The 17,877-nt window shown below is 72.8% G+C and carries 17 protein-coding genes; 7 read left to right on the top strand and 10 right to left on the bottom strand.

What is annotated here, in order from left to right; genetic code table 11:
* From ABD371_RS02540 to ABD371_RS02575, 8 genes are all read right to left on the bottom strand, one after another.
* Positions 1 to 399, bottom strand: a 399-nt coding sequence (locus ABD371_RS02540; RefSeq protein WP_425575800.1) for a 2-oxoglutarate dehydrogenase E1 subunit family protein, incomplete at its 3' end; no start/stop codon positions are given.
* A 277-nt stretch (positions 400 to 676) separates the two neighbouring features.
* Positions 677 to 1,765, bottom strand: a complete 1,089-nt coding sequence (locus tag ABD371_RS02545) for a HAMP domain-containing sensor histidine kinase (RefSeq protein ID WP_344472203.1) — start codon at positions 1,763 to 1,765, stop codon at positions 677 to 679.
* Positions 1,762 to 2,499: a response regulator transcription factor gene (locus ABD371_RS02550; protein ID WP_190123181.1), complete on the bottom strand. Its 738-nt coding sequence runs from the start codon at positions 2,497 to 2,499 to the stop codon at positions 1,762 to 1,764. Before ABD371_RS02550 ends, ABD371_RS02545 begins: the two co-directional genes overlap by 4 nt.
* A 101-nt stretch (positions 2,500 to 2,600) precedes the next feature.
* Entirely contained in the window at positions 2,601 to 3,305 is a 705-nt protein-coding gene (locus ABD371_RS02555) for a spermidine synthase family protein (RefSeq protein WP_344472207.1), read from the bottom strand.
* A gap of 114 nt (positions 3,306 to 3,419) precedes the next feature.
* Positions 3,420 to 4,823 carry a hypothetical protein gene (locus ABD371_RS02560; protein WP_344472209.1) on the bottom strand — a complete coding sequence of 468 codons (1,404 nt, stop codon included), beginning with the start codon at positions 4,821 to 4,823 and terminating at the stop codon, positions 3,420 to 3,422.
* Entirely contained in the window at positions 4,820 to 5,674 is an 855-nt protein-coding gene (locus tag ABD371_RS02565; protein ID WP_344472210.1) for an ATP-binding cassette domain-containing protein, read from the bottom strand. The genes ABD371_RS02560 and ABD371_RS02565 overlap by 4 nt, the downstream gene beginning before the upstream one ends.
* Positions 5,671 to 6,546, bottom strand: coding sequence for a zf-HC2 domain-containing protein (locus ABD371_RS02570; RefSeq protein WP_344472212.1), 876 nt, complete (start codon positions 6,544 to 6,546; stop codon positions 5,671 to 5,673). The genes ABD371_RS02565 and ABD371_RS02570 overlap by 4 nt, the downstream gene beginning before the upstream one ends.
* On the bottom strand, positions 6,543 to 7,112 hold the full coding sequence (locus tag ABD371_RS02575) for an RNA polymerase sigma factor (protein WP_344472214.1): 570 nt from the start codon (positions 7,110 to 7,112) through the stop codon (positions 6,543 to 6,545). The genes ABD371_RS02570 and ABD371_RS02575 overlap by 4 nt, the downstream gene beginning before the upstream one ends.
* Positions 7,113 to 7,334: 222 nt before the next feature.
* Between ABD371_RS02575 and lon the strand changes: the two genes are divergently transcribed.
* Positions 7,335 to 9,746 (top strand): endopeptidase La, encoded by a 2,412-nt coding sequence (gene lon, locus ABD371_RS02580; protein ID WP_344472216.1) that lies wholly within the window; start codon positions 7,335 to 7,337, stop codon positions 9,744 to 9,746.
* Positions 9,747 to 9,828: 82 nt separating this feature from the next.
* A complete protein-coding gene (locus ABD371_RS02585; protein WP_344472217.1) occupies positions 9,829 to 10,665 on the top strand; it encodes a pentapeptide repeat-containing protein in 837 nt (278 codons plus the stop codon).
* 81 nt (positions 10,666 to 10,746) lie between these two features.
* Here ABD371_RS02585 and ABD371_RS02590 read toward each other — a convergent pair whose 3' ends face one another.
* Positions 10,747 to 11,598 carry a lysozyme gene (locus ABD371_RS02590; RefSeq protein WP_344472218.1) on the bottom strand — a complete coding sequence of 284 codons (852 nt, stop codon included), beginning with the start codon at positions 11,596 to 11,598 and terminating at the stop codon, positions 10,747 to 10,749.
* A gap of 232 nt (positions 11,599 to 11,830) precedes the next feature.
* On the opposite strand from ABD371_RS02590, the gene ABD371_RS02595 reads away from it, so the two are divergent.
* Positions 11,831 to 12,313, top strand: coding sequence for a MarR family winged helix-turn-helix transcriptional regulator (locus ABD371_RS02595; RefSeq protein ID WP_381732956.1), 483 nt, complete (start codon positions 11,831 to 11,833; stop codon positions 12,311 to 12,313).
* Positions 12,314 to 12,344: 31 nt separating this feature from the next.
* Here ABD371_RS02595 and ABD371_RS02600 read toward each other — a convergent pair whose 3' ends face one another.
* A complete protein-coding gene (locus ABD371_RS02600; protein WP_344472220.1) occupies positions 12,345 to 13,130 on the bottom strand; it encodes a hypothetical protein in 786 nt (261 codons plus the stop codon).
* Positions 13,131 to 13,504: 374 nt separating this feature from the next.
* Here ABD371_RS02600 and ABD371_RS02605 point away from each other — a divergent pair, with 374 nt between their 5' ends.
* From ABD371_RS02605 to ABD371_RS02620, 4 genes are read left to right on the top strand one after another with little or no spacing between them, the layout of a single operon-like run.
* Positions 13,505 to 16,312, top strand: coding sequence for a sensor histidine kinase (locus ABD371_RS02605; RefSeq protein WP_344472222.1), 2,808 nt, complete (start codon positions 13,505 to 13,507; stop codon positions 16,310 to 16,312).
* Positions 16,309 to 16,794, top strand: coding sequence for a roadblock/LC7 domain-containing protein (locus ABD371_RS02610; protein ID WP_344472224.1), 486 nt, complete (start codon positions 16,309 to 16,311; stop codon positions 16,792 to 16,794). The genes ABD371_RS02605 and ABD371_RS02610 overlap by 4 nt, the downstream gene beginning before the upstream one ends.
* Positions 16,791 to 17,216 (top strand): DUF742 domain-containing protein, encoded by a 426-nt coding sequence (locus tag ABD371_RS02615; RefSeq protein WP_344472226.1) that lies wholly within the window; start codon positions 16,791 to 16,793, stop codon positions 17,214 to 17,216. Before ABD371_RS02610 ends, ABD371_RS02615 begins: the two co-directional genes overlap by 4 nt.
* Entirely contained in the window at positions 17,197 to 17,862 is a 666-nt protein-coding gene (locus tag ABD371_RS02620; protein WP_381732952.1) for a GTP-binding protein, read from the top strand. The genes ABD371_RS02615 and ABD371_RS02620 overlap by 20 nt, the downstream gene beginning before the upstream one ends.
* The last annotated feature ends 15 nt before the right edge of the window (positions 17,863 to 17,877 follow it).

Below are 17,877 nucleotides of genomic sequence, written 5' to 3' on the forward strand. Positions count from 1 at the left end.
GGCCGGGGCCGCCACGACCGGCGCGGGCGCGGGGGCCACGGGCGGGGCCACCGGGGCGTCGGCGGGCGGCACGGGGGCGGCCGGCGGAGTCGCGGGGCCGGCTCCGTTGGTCGCCGCGCGGGGCGCGGGCGTCGCGGCCTGAGGGGTCACCGGCGCTGCCGGGGCGGCCGGGGGCGTGCCCTCGGACTCCGCTCCGGGGGCGGCGGTGTTCTTCGCGCCGGGCTTGTAGTCGGCGAAGAAGTCCCACCAGGCTCGGTCGACCGAATTGGGATCCTGGAGGTACTGCTGGTAGATCTCGTCGACGAGCCACTCGTTGGGGCCGAACGCGGCGGCAGGGTCGATTCCCTGAGCGCTTTGGTCGGTCGGAGTGCTGGAGTTACTGGGGGACTGAGACGACACGGCGGCAACCGCCCTCTTCCGCTTCACAAGGTGATGGACAGCGGGAATCAAGGCTACGCCTCCCTGGCCGAGAGGTGCAGGCCGGGCGGGCGACAGTCGCGCAAGTCACACCGAAAGACGGGTTTCGAGGCTTGGTATGGCGGGAAATAAGCACGGTTGCGCCACGCCGCTGGTATGAGGCACCACGCGGCGGCGAATCCACCGGTCCGTCCCCCCGCACAGGGGCTCCGACCTGATCATCTTTCGGCTGAAGGCTCGCTTCCGCTCGAACCTTACGTCAACCCCGGGCTTGGTGGATCCCCGGAAGAGTGACCAGGATGCGGCACCCCCGGGCCGATTCGGCCACCCCTATGCGCCCGCCGTGGAGATCGACGGCCCAGCGGGCGATCGCCAGCCCCAGCCCGGTGCCGCCGTCGCTCCCCTTTCCGTGCGGAGAACTGACGGCCCCCCGGTTGAACCGCTCGAAGACCTGATGGCGCTCCTGCTCCGGAATGCCCGGCCCCTCGTCCTGGACCTCCAGGTCCAGCGACTCCGGCTGGGCCCCGCGCCGGGCCCGTACCGTCACCCGGCCGTGTGCCGGCGAGTGCTTCACCGCGTTGTCGATCAGATTGGCGACCACCTGGTGCAGCCGTTCGGCGTCCGCGTACGCGGTCAGCTCCGGCGGTGCCACGTCCAGGTGCAGATGGACGTCCGTACGGGTGTGCCGCCCGGAGCCGGACGCCAGCCCGCGCCGGCCCGCGGCGAGGTTGGCCTCCTTCAGCACCCCGGAGAGATAGGGCCACACCTCGAAGCGGCGGGCCCGCAGCGGTACGACGCCGTTGTCCAGCCGCGACAGGTCCAGCAGGGTCTCCACCAGCCGGCCCAGCCGCTCGGTCTGCTTGAGCGCGGTGCGCATCGTCTCGGGGTCGGCCGCCGAGACCCCGTCCACCACGTTCTCCAGGACGGCCCGGAGCGCGGCGATCGGGGTGCGCAGCTCGTGCGAGACATTGGCCACCAGCTCCTTGCGGTGCCGGTCCACCGCCTCCAGGTCGTCCGCCATCAGATTGATCGTGGAGGCCAGGTCGCCCAGCTCGTCCCGGCGGTCCGCGCCGCGCACCCGGCGGGTGAAGTCGCCGTGCGAGATCCCCTTCGCCACCGTGCTCATCTCCTCCAGCGGCGCGGTCAGGCCGTGCGCCACGAACTGGGTGATCAGCAGGGTGGCGATCACCGAGAAGACCGTGATGAAACGCAGCTCGGTGGAGGTCTCCAGGGCGACGAGCAGCAGCCCGGTGGTGATGAAGACCGAGACGACGACCAGGGTGCCGAGCTTGGTCTTGATCGAGATGGACACGCCCCTGCGCCGCCGCTGCTCCGGGCCGCACCTCATGGGGCCGGCGTCTCCAGCGCGTAGCCGACGCCGTGCACGGTACGGATCCGCTCGGCCCCGATCTTGCGGCGGAGCGCCTTGATGTGGCTGTCGACGGTCCGGGTGCCGGAGGCGTCCGCCCAGTCCCAGACCTCGGCGAGCAGCTGCTCGCGGGAGAGGACCGCGCGGGGGGTGTTGGCGAGGCAGACCAGCAGATCGAACTCGGTGGGCGTCAGATGCACGTCCTCGCCCCGGACCCGCACCCGGCGCTGGGCGTGGTCGATCTCCAGCTCGCCCAGGCGCAGGATCCCGCTGCGCGGCGTGACGGCGGCGAGCGCCGCCCGCTCGACCCGGCGGAGCAGCACATGCACCCGGGCGGCCAGCTCCCGCATGGAGAACGGCTTGGTCATGTAGTCGTCCGCGCCGACGCCGAGCCCCACCAGCATGTCGGTCTCGTCGTCCCGCGCGGTGAGCATCAGCACCGGGACGGGGCGCTGGGACTGCACCCGGCGGCAGACCTCCAGGCCGTCGAAGCCGGGGAGCATCACGTCGAGCACCATCAGATCGGGCTGCCAGGCCTCGGCGGCGTCGACGGCGGCGGGCCCGTCGACGGCCGTCTGGACGAGGAAGCCCTCCGCCCGCAGCCGGGCGGCGATGGCGTCGACGATGGTCGAGTCGTCCTCCACGACCAGCACTCTGCGCTGGGCGCCGGGCGTGGCCGCCACGCCGTTGTGGGTGGTGTGTGTCTGTTCCATCGCCCGCCCCTGTAAGCGCTGTCTGTGCTCGCAGCGCTAGGTAGATCTGTGGTGTGAGAGTTGTGTAGCTCAGCAGCGTAAAGGCAGTTGGAGACTTCGGGCTACGCGGACCGGACGGCGAGGTGGACCACGTCCGGTACGCCTCGGGCAACCTGGATCTCTTCGGTTCTTACCCCGGTGAATCCGGCATTCCGCAATGTCTCTTCGAAAGCGGGGGAGGGCTGCGCGGACCAGAGGGCGAGCACCCCTCCGGGGGTCAACCCCCGCTGGCACAAGGCGAGTCCGGCCGGGGAGTAGAGCGTTTCGTTGTCCTCGGTGACCGTCCAGTCGGGTCCATTGTCGATATCCAGACAGAGTGCGTCATAGCGGACTTCTGTCTCACGGAGGTGCGTCAGCAGGTCCGTGCGGAGGATCACGGTCCGGGGGTCGGCGAGCGCGGAAGCCGAGAATCGGCCGAGTGGGCCGCTCAGATGCCAGTCGATGATGGCTTGTTCTCGCTCCACGACGGCGATGTGTCGCCACTCGGGATTGACGCTCGCGTGCGCCAGCGAGAAGCCGACGCCGAGCCCGCCGATGAGCAGCGAGGGCCTCTCCCGGCCCGCCGCCCGCAGCGCCTCGTGCGCGGCGTCGATGAGCAGCCGCTCCGAGCGCCCGTCGGAGGTGTCCATCAGGAAGCAGCCATTGGCGATGATCTCGTGATGCTCGCCCCGGCGGCGCAGGACGACCTCCCCGTACGGTCCCTCGCGCCGGTCGAGGGTGACGGGATGGGCGGGGTCGGCGGAGCCGACGGGAGCACTCAGGGACAACGTGACCTCCGGGCAGGGGTGGGGCGGTGGGGGTCATGCTGGTGTCCGGAAGCGGGCCGGGCAAGCGGTTTTGGCCAGGTATGCCGCCCCGGACGGCATACCCGGCCGGTGCTCTCAGAGCGCGGGCACCCTGGCGGGCACTCCGTCCTCGCAGACGCGAGAGGTCGCGAAGTACGCGGAGAGCCACCGCCGGCGCTCCTCGCCGCCCATGGCCCTGAGCCGGTCCAGGGCCGCGACGAGCGCGTCCCGGTCCGCCGGCTCTCCGTACCCGGCCGACGGGGACCAGGAGCCGCTCCAGTTCTCGGCCCCGTCCCCGGCGGGGTTCGGGGCGAGGAACTCGGTGACGGCCCGGTCGATCCGGTGGACCTCCGGGTGCTTCCGGCGCGCCTCGCAGGAGACGGTGTCCCCGGTGATGGACCGGGCGGTGTCCCAGGCGAATCTCTCGGGGTCGACCAGCCTGCTGCGGATCACGCCCTGGCCGAAGAGGACGATGGTGGGAGTCGCGGCCTCGTACGGGTCGGGCTCCGGCACCTCGTCCTCCCGGCCCAGGAGCGCGTGGGACCGCATCATCAGATGGTGGGCGTCCGAGAGACGGGTGGGAGCGTTCTCGACCCCTTCCAGACGCGAGGTGAGACCGGAGAGCGCTCTCCGTACCTCCGGAAGCATCCCGGGGTGCAGGCCCGAGACGCAGATCTCGGGCCGGACGCTGGTGTCGCAAGCCGTCCGGGAGACCAGCGGGTTGGGGCGCCAGGCGCGGTCGCCGCCCTGGACGAGGACCGTCGCCGCCACGAGCGCCGCCGTCAGCGGCAGCAGGGCGTAGACGCGGCGGCGTGCCGCGTACAGCAGGAGCGCCGTGGCGGCGAGACCGCCCAGCCAGCCGACCGTCGCCACGGGCTCCCACCACACCGGGACCGAGGTGTGGAGCATCGGCCCCGACATGCCCGGGACCAGCGGACTGGAGGGGATCGGCCACAGCGGCAGCACGGGGAGCAGCGGGGCGAAGGGCGAGCAGAGGGCGAGCAGCGGGGCCGTCAGCCGCCAGCGCAGCACCGCCCCGACCACATGGCCGAAGAGGGAGAGCGAGGCCACGAGCCCCGCGTCGGACCACAGGGCGGAGAGCGCCGGACCGCCCGCCGACGCGTACGGCCGGCAGGCGAGCAGCGCGCCCGCGGAGGCGACCAGGGTGGCCCCGGAGACCCAGACCGCGGTGGGCAGCGCCGCCGTCAGCGTCCGGGCCAGCCGGGTGCGGGCCGCGCTCAGCAGCAACTCCCGGGTGCCCCGGCGGTGCTCCCGCTGGCCCTGCCAGCACCCGGCCGCCGTGGCCACCGGGGCCGCGAGCTGGGTGATCAGACTGCGCAGCAGGCTCTGGGTCTGACCCCAGCCGCCCTGCCACTCGTCGGCGGTGAGGACGAGCGGCACGGCGAGCACCACCAGGACGGCGGCCCCCGCCCAGGGCGCGGATCCGCGCAGCAGCTCGGCGCGGACCGGGTGGGCCCGCCAGGTGGGCAAGGAGGTCATCGGCCCGCTTTCGAGCCGGACCCGGACCCGGACCCGGACCCGGACCCGGACCCGGAGCCGGGGGCCGTGCCCGGGTCCCAGCTGGAGGCGCGGTGGATCCGGAGGGCCGCCGTGTAGCCGCGCTCGATCGGGCTGACCGTGCCGTCGGGCGCGTCGTGGGGGGTGGCCTCGCCCAGTTCCCGCAGCTCGCTGGTGGTGCCGCGGAAGGCGACCCGGCCGGACTCCATCAGGGTGACCTGCTCGCAGGCGGCGGCGACGTCCTCCGCGAGATGGGTGGAGACGATGACGGCGCAGGCGGTGCCCACTTCGCGGAGCAGTGCTCTGAAATCGACGCGCTGCTCCGGATCGAGACCGGTGGTCGGCTCGTCCAGGAGCAGCAGATCCGGTTCGTTCACGATCGCCTGCGCGATGCCGACCCGGCGGACCATCCCGCCCGAGAGCGTCTTCACCTTGGCGTCGATGCGGTCCATGAGCCCCACCCTCTCCACCGCCCGCTCGACCGCGTCCGCGACCGAGCCGGCCGGCATCTCCTTCAGCCAGGCCACGTAGGCCACGAACTCCCGGACCGTGAACCCCGGGTAGAAACCGAACTCCTGCGGCAGATAGCCCAGCCGCCGCCGCACCCGCGACCGCTCCCGGTGCGCCGTCATGTCCTGCCCGAGCAGCTCCACCCGGCCGCCGGCGGGGGCCGCGACCGTCGCCAGCACCCGGATCAGCGAGGTCTTGCCCGCCCCGTTCGGACCGAGCAGCCCGTGCACCCCCGTACCGAAGTCCAGGTCCACGCTGTCCAGCGCGATCGTCTTCCGGTGGGTGACGGTCAGTCCCGTGACCCTCGCACCCGTCCCTGTCACAGCGTCTCCAGTCGATTGAAGGATGAACGGCGTACGGCGAGCAGCCCCGCGCAGACCACGGCGGCGACCGCCCAGCAGGTCTGCGGGGAGGGTCCGGAGACCCAGTCCGGCAGCTCCGTGACGAAGAACGGGAGCCCCGGCCTCCCCGGTCGGGGCGTCAGCGTCAGCGCCGCCCACACCCCGGCGACCGCGAGGGCGGCGTACCGGCAGCCCACGAAGGAGCCCAGCGCGAGCGCCGCCAGCGTCAGCGCCAGACTCGGCAGCAGCCAGGCGGACGGCCCCGGCACATTCAGCACCTCGGTGGCGGGCGGCGGCAGCAGCGCGCCCGCCGCCGCCAGCACCGGCACGCTCACCAGCGTCACCGCCGCCGTACGGGTGAGCAGCAGCCGCAGCCCGCCCGACGGGGTCGATGCGGCGATCTCGTGCAGCGGGTCGGCGTACCGCCCGTACGACATGGCCACCCCCGTCAGCGGCAGCGCGGGGGAGAGCGCGAGCAGCAGCGGCCGGGTGGAGTCGTAGCCCACCCCGTACGCCAGGAACAGCGAGCCCCCGAGCACCAGGGCCAGCGCGGTCAGCCAGGACGGGCGGAGCGCCGGACCGGCCGCCCACAGCAGCCGGGCGACCGGCCCGGGGCCCGGCCGGGCGGCCCGGACGGCGGCCGGGGCGGGGGAGCGCCGGGCCCCGGCGAGCACCGCCGCGCGGATCCCGTCGAGCGCGGGCCCCGCCGTGCCCGCCCGTACGGCGGCGGAGACCGAGGCGGCGCAGCGTCCGCACGACTCCACGTGCTTCTCCAGCGACCAGGCCTCGGCCTCGGCGGCCGTGCCGCTCGCGTACCGCTCGGCCAGCGGCCCGCTCACGTGCCAGCCGCTCATGCCGTGCCTCCCAGCGGGGATGTGTCGGGTGCGAGCAGGGCCAGCGCGGCCCGCAGCTCGCGGCGGGCCCGCATGGCCCGGGTCTTGACGGTGCCCTCGGGTATCCCGAGCAGCCCGGCCGCCTCACGGGTGGTGAGGCCGTCGATGACGGTGGCGCGCAGGACCTCCCGCAGCTCGGGGGAGATCCGGTCCAGGGCCGCGCCCACATCGCCGTACTCCAGCCCGGCGAGCACCCGGTCCTCGGCGGACGGGGCGGTCAGGGCGGCCGTCCGCACGGTCGGCCGGCGCTCCGCCCTGGCGTGCGCCCGCCGGGCGTCGACCAGCCGGCGGGCGGCGATCACCCAGAGCCAGCCGCCCGCCTCGCCGCCCCGGTGGGACGCGGCGGAGCGCCAGACGGCGACGAAGGTGTCCTGGAGCACCTCCCGTACGGTCTCGGGATCGTCGCAGCGGCGGATGAGCCGGGTGTGCAGCCAGCCCGCGTGCCGGTCGTAGAGCGTCGCCAGCGCGTCCGCGTCGCCCTGGGCCACGGCCCGTAACAGCGCGGCGTCGTCGAGGTCCCGCTCCACCGGCCCCGGGTCCGTGTCTCCTGTGTCAGCCCGCGCGGGGCGGATCCATCTCACGACCGGTCTATCGCCGCCGGGCCCGCGCCCGGTTCACGGTGCCCGGGATCACGCCGCCCCGGGCCGTTCGCCCGGCCGATCGCTGACAGCGAACGAGGGTTCGGGAACATCCGGAGGCTCTCATGCATTGAGTCCACATAGCTCAACTTCACTGCCTAAGGGGAGATCATGGCTGCTGAGTCCCAGACGTTCACACCGCTCACCCTGCCCGTGCTGCCGCTCGACGACGAGGTCGTGCTGCCCGGAATGGTGGTGCCGCTCGACCTGATCGACACCGAGGTCAGGGCCGCGGTGGAAGCCGCCCAGGCCGGTCACACCGGTGGCAGCAAGCCGGAGCTGCTCCTTGTTCCGAGGGTCGACGGAAAGTACGCGGCGATCGGCGTCCTCGGGACTATCGAGCAGGTGGGACGGCTCTCCGACGGAGACCCCGGCGCGCTCGTCAGGGGCCGCGGCCGGGTGCGCATCGGCGCGGGCACCACCGGACCCGGGGCGGCGCTCTGGGTCGAGGGCACCCGGATCGACGAGACGCTTCCGGAGCCGCTGCCCGGCCAGCTCGCCGAGCTGGTCACGGAGTACAAGGCGCTCGCCACCGACTGGCTGAAGCGGCGCGGGGCCTGGCAGGTCGTGGACCGCGTCCAGCAGATCGAGGGCGTCTCCCAGCTCGCCGACAACGCCGGGTACTCCCCCTTCCTGACCACCGCCCAGAAGATCGAGCTGCTGGAGACCGCCGACCCGGTCGCCCGGCTCAAGCTCGCCACCGACCAGCTCCGCGAGCACCTCGCCGAGCAGGACGTGGCCGAGTCCATCGCCAAGGACGTCCAGGAGGGCGTCGACAAGCAGCAGCGCGAATTCCTCCTCCGCCGTCAGCTCGACGCCGTCCGCAAGGAGCTGCGCGGGCTCAACGGCGAGAGCGAGGGCGAGGAGTCCGACGACTACCGCGCCCGGGTGGAAGCCGCCGACCTGCCGGAGAGCGTCCGTACGGCGGCGCTCAAGGAGGTCGAGAAGCTGGAGCGCGCCAGCGACCAGAGCCCCGAGGGCTCCTGGATCCGCACCTGGCTCGACACCGTGCTCGAACTGCCCTGGAACAGGCGCACCGAGGACGCGTACGACATCCGGGGCGCGCGGACCGTGCTGGACGCCGAGCACGCGGGCCTGAAGGACGTGAAGGAACGCATCACCGAGTACCTGGCGGTGCGCAAGCGCCGCACCGACCGGGGGCTCGGCGTGGTCGGCGGACGGCGCGGCGGCGCGGTGCTGGCCCTCGTGGGCCCGCCGGGAGTCGGCAAGACCAGCCTCGGCCAGAGCGTCGCGCACGCGATGGGACGCGAGTTCGTCCGGGTCGCGCTCGGCGGCGTCCGCGACGAGGCGGAGATCCGCGGCCACCGGCGCACCTACGTCGGAGCCATGCCCGGCCGGATCGTACGGGCGATCAAGGAGGCCGGTTCCATGAACCCGGTGGTCCTGCTGGACGAGATCGACAAGGTCGGCTCGGACTTCCGGGGCGACCCGGCCGCCGCCCTCCTCGAAGTCCTGGACCCCGCGCAGAACCACACCTTCCGCGACCACTACCTGGAGGTCGAACTCGATCTGAGCGATGTCGTCTTCCTGGCCACCGCCAATGTGCTGGAGGCGATTCCGGAGGCGCTGCTCGACCGGATGGAAGTGGTCCGCCTCGACGGCTACACCGAGGACGAGAAGGTCGTCATCGCCCGGGACCACCTGCTCCCGCGCCAGCTGGAGCGGGCAGGGCTGGAGAGCGGCGAGGTCGCCCTTGAGGACTCGGCGCTGCGCCGGCTCGCGGGCGAGTACACCCGTGAGGCGGGTGTGCGAAACCTGGAGCGGGCCGTCGCCAGGCTGCTGCGCAAGGTGGCCGCACAGCACGAGCTGGGCGAGCGGGAGCTGCCGTTCACCATCGGCGCGGAGCAGCTGCGCGACCTGATCGGACGGCCGCACCATGTGCCCGAGTCCGCCCAGGACCCGGCCGAGCGCCGTACCGCCGTGCCCGGTGTCGCCACCGGACTCGCGGTGACCGGCGCGGGCGGCGACGTCCTCTTCGTGGAGGCGTCGCTCGCCGATCCGGAGACCGGCGCGTCCGGGCTGACCCTCACCGGCCAGCTGGGCGACGTGATGAAGGAGTCCGCCCGGATCGCGCTCAGCTTCCTGCGCTCGCACGGCGCGGAGACCGAGCTTCCGGTCGCCGACCTCAAGGACCGGGGCGTGCACATCCACTTCCCGGCCGCCTCGGTCCCCAAGGACGGCCCGAGCGCCGGCGTCACCATGACGACCGCGCTGGCCTCGCTGCTCTCCGGGCGTCCGGTGCGCACGGACGTGGCGATGACGGGTGAGCTGTCGCTGACCGGCCGGGTGCTGCCCATCGGCGGTCTGAAGCAGAAGCTGCTGGCCGCCAGCCGGGCGGGCATCACCACCGTGGTGATCCCCAAGCGGAACGAGCCCGACCTGGACGACGTCCCGGCGGAGATCCTGGCGAAGCTGGAGATCCACCCGGTGACGGACGTCCGCCAGGTGCTGGAGATCGCCCTCTCCCCGGCCGCCGCGCCCGTCCTCGCCGAGGCGGCCTGACTCCCGGGACCGTTCCGGCCGGCCGCCGTCCCCGCGAGGGGCGGCGGCCGGCGGCGGTCGCCGTCCCCCTCACAATGGGCCGATGGAATCGATCACCGGCCGGGCCTCCGGAGCCGGACACGAGCTGAAGGCCGACTGCGCGAACTGCGCGGGCCTGTGCTGTGTCGCCCTCCCCTTCTCCGCGTCGGCGGACTTCGCCGTGGACAAGAGGGCCGGAGAGCCGTGCCGCAATCTCGGCGACGACTTCCGCTGCGGCATCCACACCCGGCTGCGTCCGAGCGGATTCACCGGCTGCACCGTCTACGACTGCTTCGGCGCGGGCCGGAAGGTCTCGCTGGTCACCTTCGGCGGCGCCGACTGGCGCGGCTCCCCGGCGACGGCGGCCTCGATGTTCGCGGTCTTCCCCGTCGTACGGCAGCTCCAGGAACTGCTCTGGTATCTGACCGAGGCGCTCACCCTCGCCCCCGCCCGCTCCCTCCACGCCGAGCTGCGGCCCCTGCTCGCGGAGACCGGGGCCCTGACCCTGCTCGGCCCACAGGAACTCGCCGCTCTCGACGTCGCCGCCCACCGGCAGCGGGTCAACACCCTGCTGCTCCGTACGAGTGAGCTGGTCCGGGCGGGGGCCGGCGGCGGCCGGAAGAAGAAGGACCGCAGGGGGGCCGACCTCATGGGGGCCAGGCTCAAGGGCGCGGATCTGCGGGGCGCGAGCCTGCGGGGCGCGTATCTGATCGCCGCCGACCTCCGGGGCGCGGATCTCCGGCTGGCCGATCTGATCGGGGCGGACCTGCGGGCCGCCGATCTGTCGGGAGCCGATCTCACCGGCAGCATCTTCCTCACCCAGCCGCAGGTGAACGCGGCGCGGGGCGATGCCGCCACCCGGCTGCCGCCGGCACTGGACCGCCCCGCGCACTGGTCCTGAACCGCATAACGGGCCCCGGGCCAGGGGGGAAGCGCGGGGCGGCCGTTCCGGGACGGCCGGCCGCTCGGGCGGGTGGGGCGGTCAGCCGTTCGCGAGGGCCACGACCCGGTCGTGGGCCCCGTTGAATTTGTTGTGGTCCCCGACGTGGGGCCCGGACGAGGTGTACTGCCACATCGTCTGCGCGCTCCAGCCGGCCGGGAGCGTCCCGGGGGTGGTGTTGTAGCGGGCGATCCACAGGGGATTGCTCGCGCCGAAGCCCGCGTAGTCGCCGGTGCACTGCGTCCACCAGCTGGTCGCGGTGTAGATCACCGGGTCCCGTCCGGTGCGGGCCTTGTACCGGTTCAGGAAGTCCCGGATCCAGGTCACCATCCCCGACTGGGACTTGCCGTAACAGGCGTCGCCGTACGGATTCCACTCGATGTCGAGCGCCCCCGGCAGGGTTCTGCCGTCCCGGGCCCAGCCCCCGCCGTTGTCGGCGAAGTAGTCGGCCTGGACCGCGCCGCTCGTGGTGTCGGGAGTGGCGAAGTGATACGCGCCCCGCACCATTCCGACGTCGTAGGAGCCGTCGTACTGCTGTGTGAAGTAGGGGTTCTTGTAGTAGGTGCCCTCGGTGGCCTTCACATAGGCCCACTTCACCCCGCTGTTCCACAGGGTCGGCCAGTCGACGTTGCCCTGATGGCTGGCGACGTCGACGCCTTCCGTCTGGGCCGCGCGGCTTTCCGGCGGCAGGCCGCCCTGGCCGTCGTGCTCGATGACCCCGATGCCCAGATGGGCGGAGCCTCGGGGCGGGGCCTCGGAGGCCCCGGCCGGGCCGGGGAGGGTGAGGAGGAGGGAGAGGACCGCGAGGAGAGCGCCGGCCGTCGCCAGGAGCGAGCGGCGGGGTCTCCCCGACGAGCTGAGGGGAACGGTCGTTCCGGATCTGTGCACGGACATAGCGTGCCTCTGAAGACCTTCGGTGGGGGGATATGACGATGAGCCGGCATACCGCGATGGAGCAATATGGTGTGGGCATGTCATATAGGACGCTACGCGCGGAGAAACCCGTCCGGGAAGAGGCGCGAAGTGCCGCCGTTGGTCTATGCCTGCGAAATACTTAACGAGCTGCGGCTATCGGTGCCGTTGGCGGGAACTTTCAGGATTCGGAAAGCGTACGAGGGGTGCTGACGTGCACGGAAGCAGTACGGGAAGCGAGGTCGGAGCCCGGGAGGAAAGCGGGGCCGACCCGGTATTCCTCGCACTGGAAAGGGAGTTGGCCGTCTTCCACCGCCGCGCCAGGGCCTCGGCCGGTGAGATGGCCCGTCAGCTCCACCCCGATCTGGAGGCCGCCGCCTACGGCCTTCTCGTCCGCCTGGAGGAGTCGGGCTCGCTGCGCGCCACCGATCTCGCGGGGTATTTCGGCGTCGGCAAGGCGACGATGAGCCGCCAGCTGCGCGCGCTGGAGGGGCTGGGCCTGGTGGTTCGGGAGCCCGACCCGGCGGACGGCCGGGCGTCACTCGTACGGCTCACCGAAGAAGGTCTGACCCGGTTCCGCCGAGTGAGGGACGTCCGCCGCGAACGCTATGTCGCCAAGCTCGCCGGCTGGGACCGCGCGGAGATCTCGGAACTGGCCCGGCTGCTGCATCAGCTGAACACCCGCGCGGAGGACTGAACGCCCGCGGAGCGTCAGGACGCCCGCGCTCTCAGAACTCCGCCAGGACCGCCGTCGCGTCGTCGTGGGCCTTCCCCCGGGCCGTGCCCCCGCGCACCGCCGCCGACTCCAGCTCCCGCACCCGGTCGATCAGCCCCTGGCTCCCCTCCTTGCGCAGCACCCCCAGGCACTGGGCCCAGTCGCCCCGGCCGAACATCTCCACCCACCGCGAAGCCCCGTCGGTCAGCGCCGCCACCGAGCGGACCGCCGCCATCGGGGTGCGGCCCGTCACCGCGCGGGCGGCCACCCCCGGGTCCGCCGCCGCCGTGAAGAAGCCGCCCTCCGCGTTGCGCAGCGCGTCCGCCGAGGCGTGGGTGCGCAGCGCCTCGCGGGGCAGCCGGTCGAGCCGGTCGTCCAGCACCGCGCGCACCTCGCCCTCCGGCGATTCGATCAGCAGCGCCGAGTCCGAGAGCACCAGATGCTCCAGATCGCCGGAAGGATCTCCCCAGCGGGCGAGGACGACCGTTGCCTGTGGAGTTCGAACGTGAGAAAGGTCACAGCTCTTACGGTGGGCGTCGGCGGTGCGCCTGATTGCCCCGGAGAGAATCCCGGCCAAGGGCGTATCCGGCCGAGAAGCGGACAGTTCGAGCAGCGCGCCCCCGAGCCGGGCGGTGAACCAGGGGACGCCGTGCTCACAGCCGTACTCCCCCCTCGGAGGAGTCACTCCGTCCAGCACCACCAGTGATCCTCCCTGGCCCGAAGCGGGCAGGGCCACGGATGCCCAGTCCTCGTTGGGGCGTTCGGGCGAGCCGGGGGAAGTGGCCAGATCCATGCGCATGGACCCCAGTCTGCATGACTCGTTCACGCGTCCTGCACAAACGCACAAACAATTCGTACGGGCAGGTCAGCAGGTGTTCGAAAAGACTGACGGACCATCGGGTGAAGCTGCGGGCGCGCATCCTGCCAAAGCCCGGCCGGAAGATCCAGTCAGCGTCCGCGGAATGCCCCCGACGGCAACCGAGAGGAGTTGTTTGCCAACTCCCCAGTGATGTTCACTCGTTCAGGTGGCGGAGCGGCCGATGCGCGCCTCCCTTCCCAAATGCACTGGAATGGTCTTATGTCGTGCCAGGGGTGGGATCACGTGTGTGACCGGTCGTCATCTCTGCTTCACGGTTCAAAAGGTGGACGAGTCAAGCAGGATTGCGAGCACCGGTGCAGAAGAAGCGGCCTCAGGCCCCCCTGGTCCCTGAGACGTATCCGGCACAGGGCCCCGCGCCGGTCCCCGTCGCCGGAGGCCGGGCCAAGCGGGTGCGGAACCGGCTGGTCATAGGCGTGGCGGTCGTCAGCCTCGTCGTCGTCGGCGCGGGCGTCCCCGGGATACTGGCCGGCTCCGCCGAGCTGAGCGAGTCCCAGCGGCTGGTCACCCTCGCCGAGCTGAACCGGCAGGCGGTCACCCTCGCCCACTCGCTCTCCGACGAGCGCGACGAGGTCACCGCGTACATCGCCGCCGGACGCGACGAGCAGCAGGGCCCCAAGAAGGACCGCCGCCAGGTCACCGACGCGCGCGCCGCCCGGGTCGACCGGCAGATAGACGAGATCCGCGCCGCCGCCCCCGAGGACCGCGCCGAACTCCGCCGCGAGCTGGCCACCGTCCCCTCGGTCCGCCGCACCGCGCTGACCGGCAAGGGCTCCGCGACCGACGCCCACCGGGCGTACACCACCGTCATCGGCACCCTCCAGGCCCTCGCCGACGAACTCGCCGACACGTCCCCGCCGCGCGCCGCCGGTGCCGCCAAGGCCGCCCGCGCCTCCGCCGAACTGGGCCTCGCCGTCGAACAGGCCTCGGCCACCCGGGGGCTGCTGCTGGCGGCGCTCGCCGTGCCCGGCCCCCCGCCGGTCACCGCCGTCGACTCCGTCACCGGACTGCCCGTCGAGACCGAGGGCGAGGACAGCGAGGAGGCCCGGCGGACCCGGGGCGAACTGAGCGCCGCCGCCCAGCAGGCCCGGGTGCGCGAGCTGGCCGCCCTCGCCGACTTCGACCAGGCCGCCGCCAAGGACGCCCGCGACTCCCTGGCCGCCACCGTCACCGGCGCGGAGGTCAAGTCCGCCGAGGGCCATCTCTCCCGCCTCACCGACCAGCCCGAGCTGTCCGGCGGCGAGCGCGACACCGACCACAAGAAGCTGGAGACCGCGCTCACCGCCCGTATCGAGCAGATGCGCGGCGTCGAGTCCACCCTCGCCTCCCAGCGCATCACCGGCCTCGAACGGCTCCGTGACGACGATGTCACCGCCCTGGAGATCCAGGTCGCCGTCCTCGGCGGCCTGGTACTGCTCTCCATCGGCGTCTCCGCCGCCGTCGCCCGCACCCTCACCCGTCCGCTCGCCGTCCTCCGGATCGGCGCGGCCCGCCTCGCTGCCGCCCCCGAGAGCGCCGAGCCCATCGGCTTCACCGGCCGCAACGACGAGTTCGCGCAGGTCGTCCGCTCCCTCAACACCCTCCACGGCGCGGTCCGAGGGCTCGCCGAGCGCTCGGCGGACACCGAGAGGGAGCGCGCCGAAGCCATCGGCTCCCGCGACGCCCTCGCCGCCAAGCTCTCCGAGGCCCGCGCCGAGCTGCGCGAGACCACCGGCGAGCTGACCGCCGAACTCCGGCGGCTGCGCCACACCGTCGACCACACCTTCGTCAACCTCTCGCTGCGCACCCTCGGCCTGGTCGAGCGCCAGCTCTCGGTGATCGAGAAGCTGGAGGAGCGCGAGCAGGACCCCGAGCGCCTCGCCACCCTCTTCAAGCTCGACCACATGGCCACCGTCATGCGCCGCCACAGCGAGAACCTGCTGGTCCTCGCCGGTGCCGAGCACGGCCACGCACATGTCGGGGCGGTGCCGCTGGTCGATGTGCTGCGCGCGGCCGTGAGCGAGATCGAGCGGTACGAGCGGGTCGTCATCCAGTCCCTGCCGCCGCACTCCCAGGTCGCGGGCTTCGCCGCCGACGACCTCAGCCACCTCGTCGCCGAGCTGCTGGAGAACGCCACCTCCTTCTCCCCGCCGGACGCCCAGGTCGAGCTGTCGGGCTGGCTGCTGGAGAGCGGCGAGGTGATGCTCTCCGTGCAGGACGGCGGCATCGGGATGACCGCCGGGCGCCTCGCCGAGCTGAACGCCCGGCTGGAGGACCCGCAGGCGTACGAGACGGCTCCCTCCGACAGCGACGCCGAGGGGCTGGGGCTCCGGGTCGCCGGGCTGCTGGCGGCCCGTCACGGGGTGCGCGTACAGCTGCGCGAGCAGTCGCCCGGCGGGATCACCGCCGTCGTGGTGCTGCCGCAGGGGCTGCTGCCCGAGGAGCCGCCGGCCGAGAGCCCGGCGTCCATGTCGGACACCGGCTCCACCCAGGTCCAGCTGCCGGGATCGGTCGCCGAGGTCAACTCCAACGCCCTGCCCGCCGGCCGGCGCCGGCCGCTGGCCCCCCGGGGGGCGACGGCCGAGGACTCCGCCGATCCGCTCGTCGCGGCGGCCGAGGCGGCGGTCCGCGCCTCGGAGGAGAAGCGGGAACGGGAGCGGGAGCGGGACGAGCGGGACCCCGAGCCGGACACGCACGAGCGGACCGCCGACGGCGACCCGGAGGCCTCCGGGACCGACGAGCCGACCTTCACCATGCGGCTGCCCGAGCAGCCCGCTCCCGAGCCCGCCGAGCCCGCCGAGGCCCCGGCGGCCCCCGACCCGGAGCCCGCCGAGACCGCCGAGGCCCCGGCGGCCGTCGCCGAGCCGCCCGCCGCCGGACCCGCGCCCGCCTGGGACCGGGTCACCGACAAGGGCCTGCCCAAGCGCACACCCAAGATCGTCAAGCCCGTCGCCGCGCCGGGCGAACGCACCGGCAGCGTCGACGCCGACGCACTCCGCCGCAAGCTGGGGGGCTTTCAGCAGGGGGCGGACAAGGGCCGTCAGGAGGCGGAGGCGGAGATCGCGGGCACGACCGGCACGACCGTCCAAGAAGCGGGGGACACAGTCGAGGAGGCACGCAGTTGACCGCGACCGGCACGTTCGGCCTGAGCAGTGAGGCCCGCAATCTGCACTGGTTGCTGAGCAATCTGGTGGAGGAGGTGCCCGGACTGCGCTCGGTGGCCGTCGTCTCGTCCGACGGACTGCTGCTGCTCTCCTCCGACCCGGAGCAGAACACCGCGCGGCCCGCGAGCGCCGCCCGCCAGGAGAGCCCCAGAGGCTCCAGCGCCGATCTCGCCACCATCGTCTCGGGCATCGGCAGCCTCACCATCGGCGCCGCCCGGCTCATGGACGGCGGCGGCGTCAAACAGACGATGGTCGCCATGGAGGGGGCCTGCGTGTTCATCATGTCGATCAGCGACGGCTCACTGCTCGGGGTGCAGGCGGAGGCCGACTGCGACATGTCGGTCGTCGCCTACCACATGGGGCTCTTCGTGGGGCGGGCCGGACATGTCCTCACCCCCGAACTCCGCAGTGAACTCCGTCAGTCCCTGGAGGGCTCCCTGTGACGGCCTCACCGCCCCCGCCCTCCTCGACCCCCGCCGGGCTCCCGGTGCGCGGCGAGGGCCGCCGCCCCGCCCGCGTACGCCCCTACTCGCTCACCGGCGGCCGTACCCGCTTCGGCCATGTGCTGCTGGTGGAGACCTTCGTGGCCGCCCTGGAGGCTCCCGAGGAGCGCCGGGAGCTGCCCAAGGGCGACCTCTCCAGCCGGGTCATGCCCGAGCTGCTGGCCATCGTCGAGCTGTGCCGGAGAATGCGTACGGTCGCCGAGATCTCGGCGATCCTCAAGATGCCGCTGGGCGTCGTCAGGGTGCTTCTCAGCGACCTCGCCGACCAGGGAAAGATCCGTGTGTACGGCACCGGGCACGGCCCGGGACGGCCCGAACGCGCACTGCTTGAAAGGGTGCTGAGTGGACTTCGCCGCCTCTGACACGCTCGGCTCCGGCATACGGGGCCCCGAGCCCCGGCCCGACCCGCGGCCCGATCCCGCCGAGGACGGACTCCAGGCCTGGCAGCTGGACCACACCCGGGCCCCCACCGCCGCCAAGGTCGTGGTGGCGGGCGGCTTCGGCGTCGGCAAGACGACCTTCGTCGGAGCGGTCTCGGAGATCACCCCGCTCCAGACCGAGGCGCTGATGACCCAGGCGAGCGAGGAGACCGACGATCTCTCCGCCACGCCCGAGAAGCTCACCACGACCGTCGCCATGGACTTCGGCCGGATAACCCTGGACGAGGACCTGGTGCTGTACGTGTTCGGCACGCCCGGACAGCAGCGCTTCTGGTTCATGTGGGACGACCTCGCGCGCGGCGCGATCGGCGCCGTCGTGCTCGCCGACACCCGGCGGCTGTCGGACTGCTTCCCCGCGCTCGACTACTTCGAGAGCAGCGGGCTGCCCTATCTCGTCGCCGTCAACCATTTCGACGGATCGGAGCTTTTCGAGACCGAGGATGTGCGGGAGGCCTTGACCATACCGGTGCGTGTACCGATTGTGATCATGGACGCACGCAACCGGACCACCGTGATCGAGTCCCTGCTCGGACTGGTGGCCCACGCGCTCGAAACCACTCCCGAATAGCCGAGACAGACGAAG

The organism is Streptomyces amakusaensis, from assembly GCF_039532665.1.
GTDB lineage: Bacteria > Actinomycetota > Actinomycetes > Streptomycetales > Streptomycetaceae > Streptomyces > Streptomyces amakusaensis.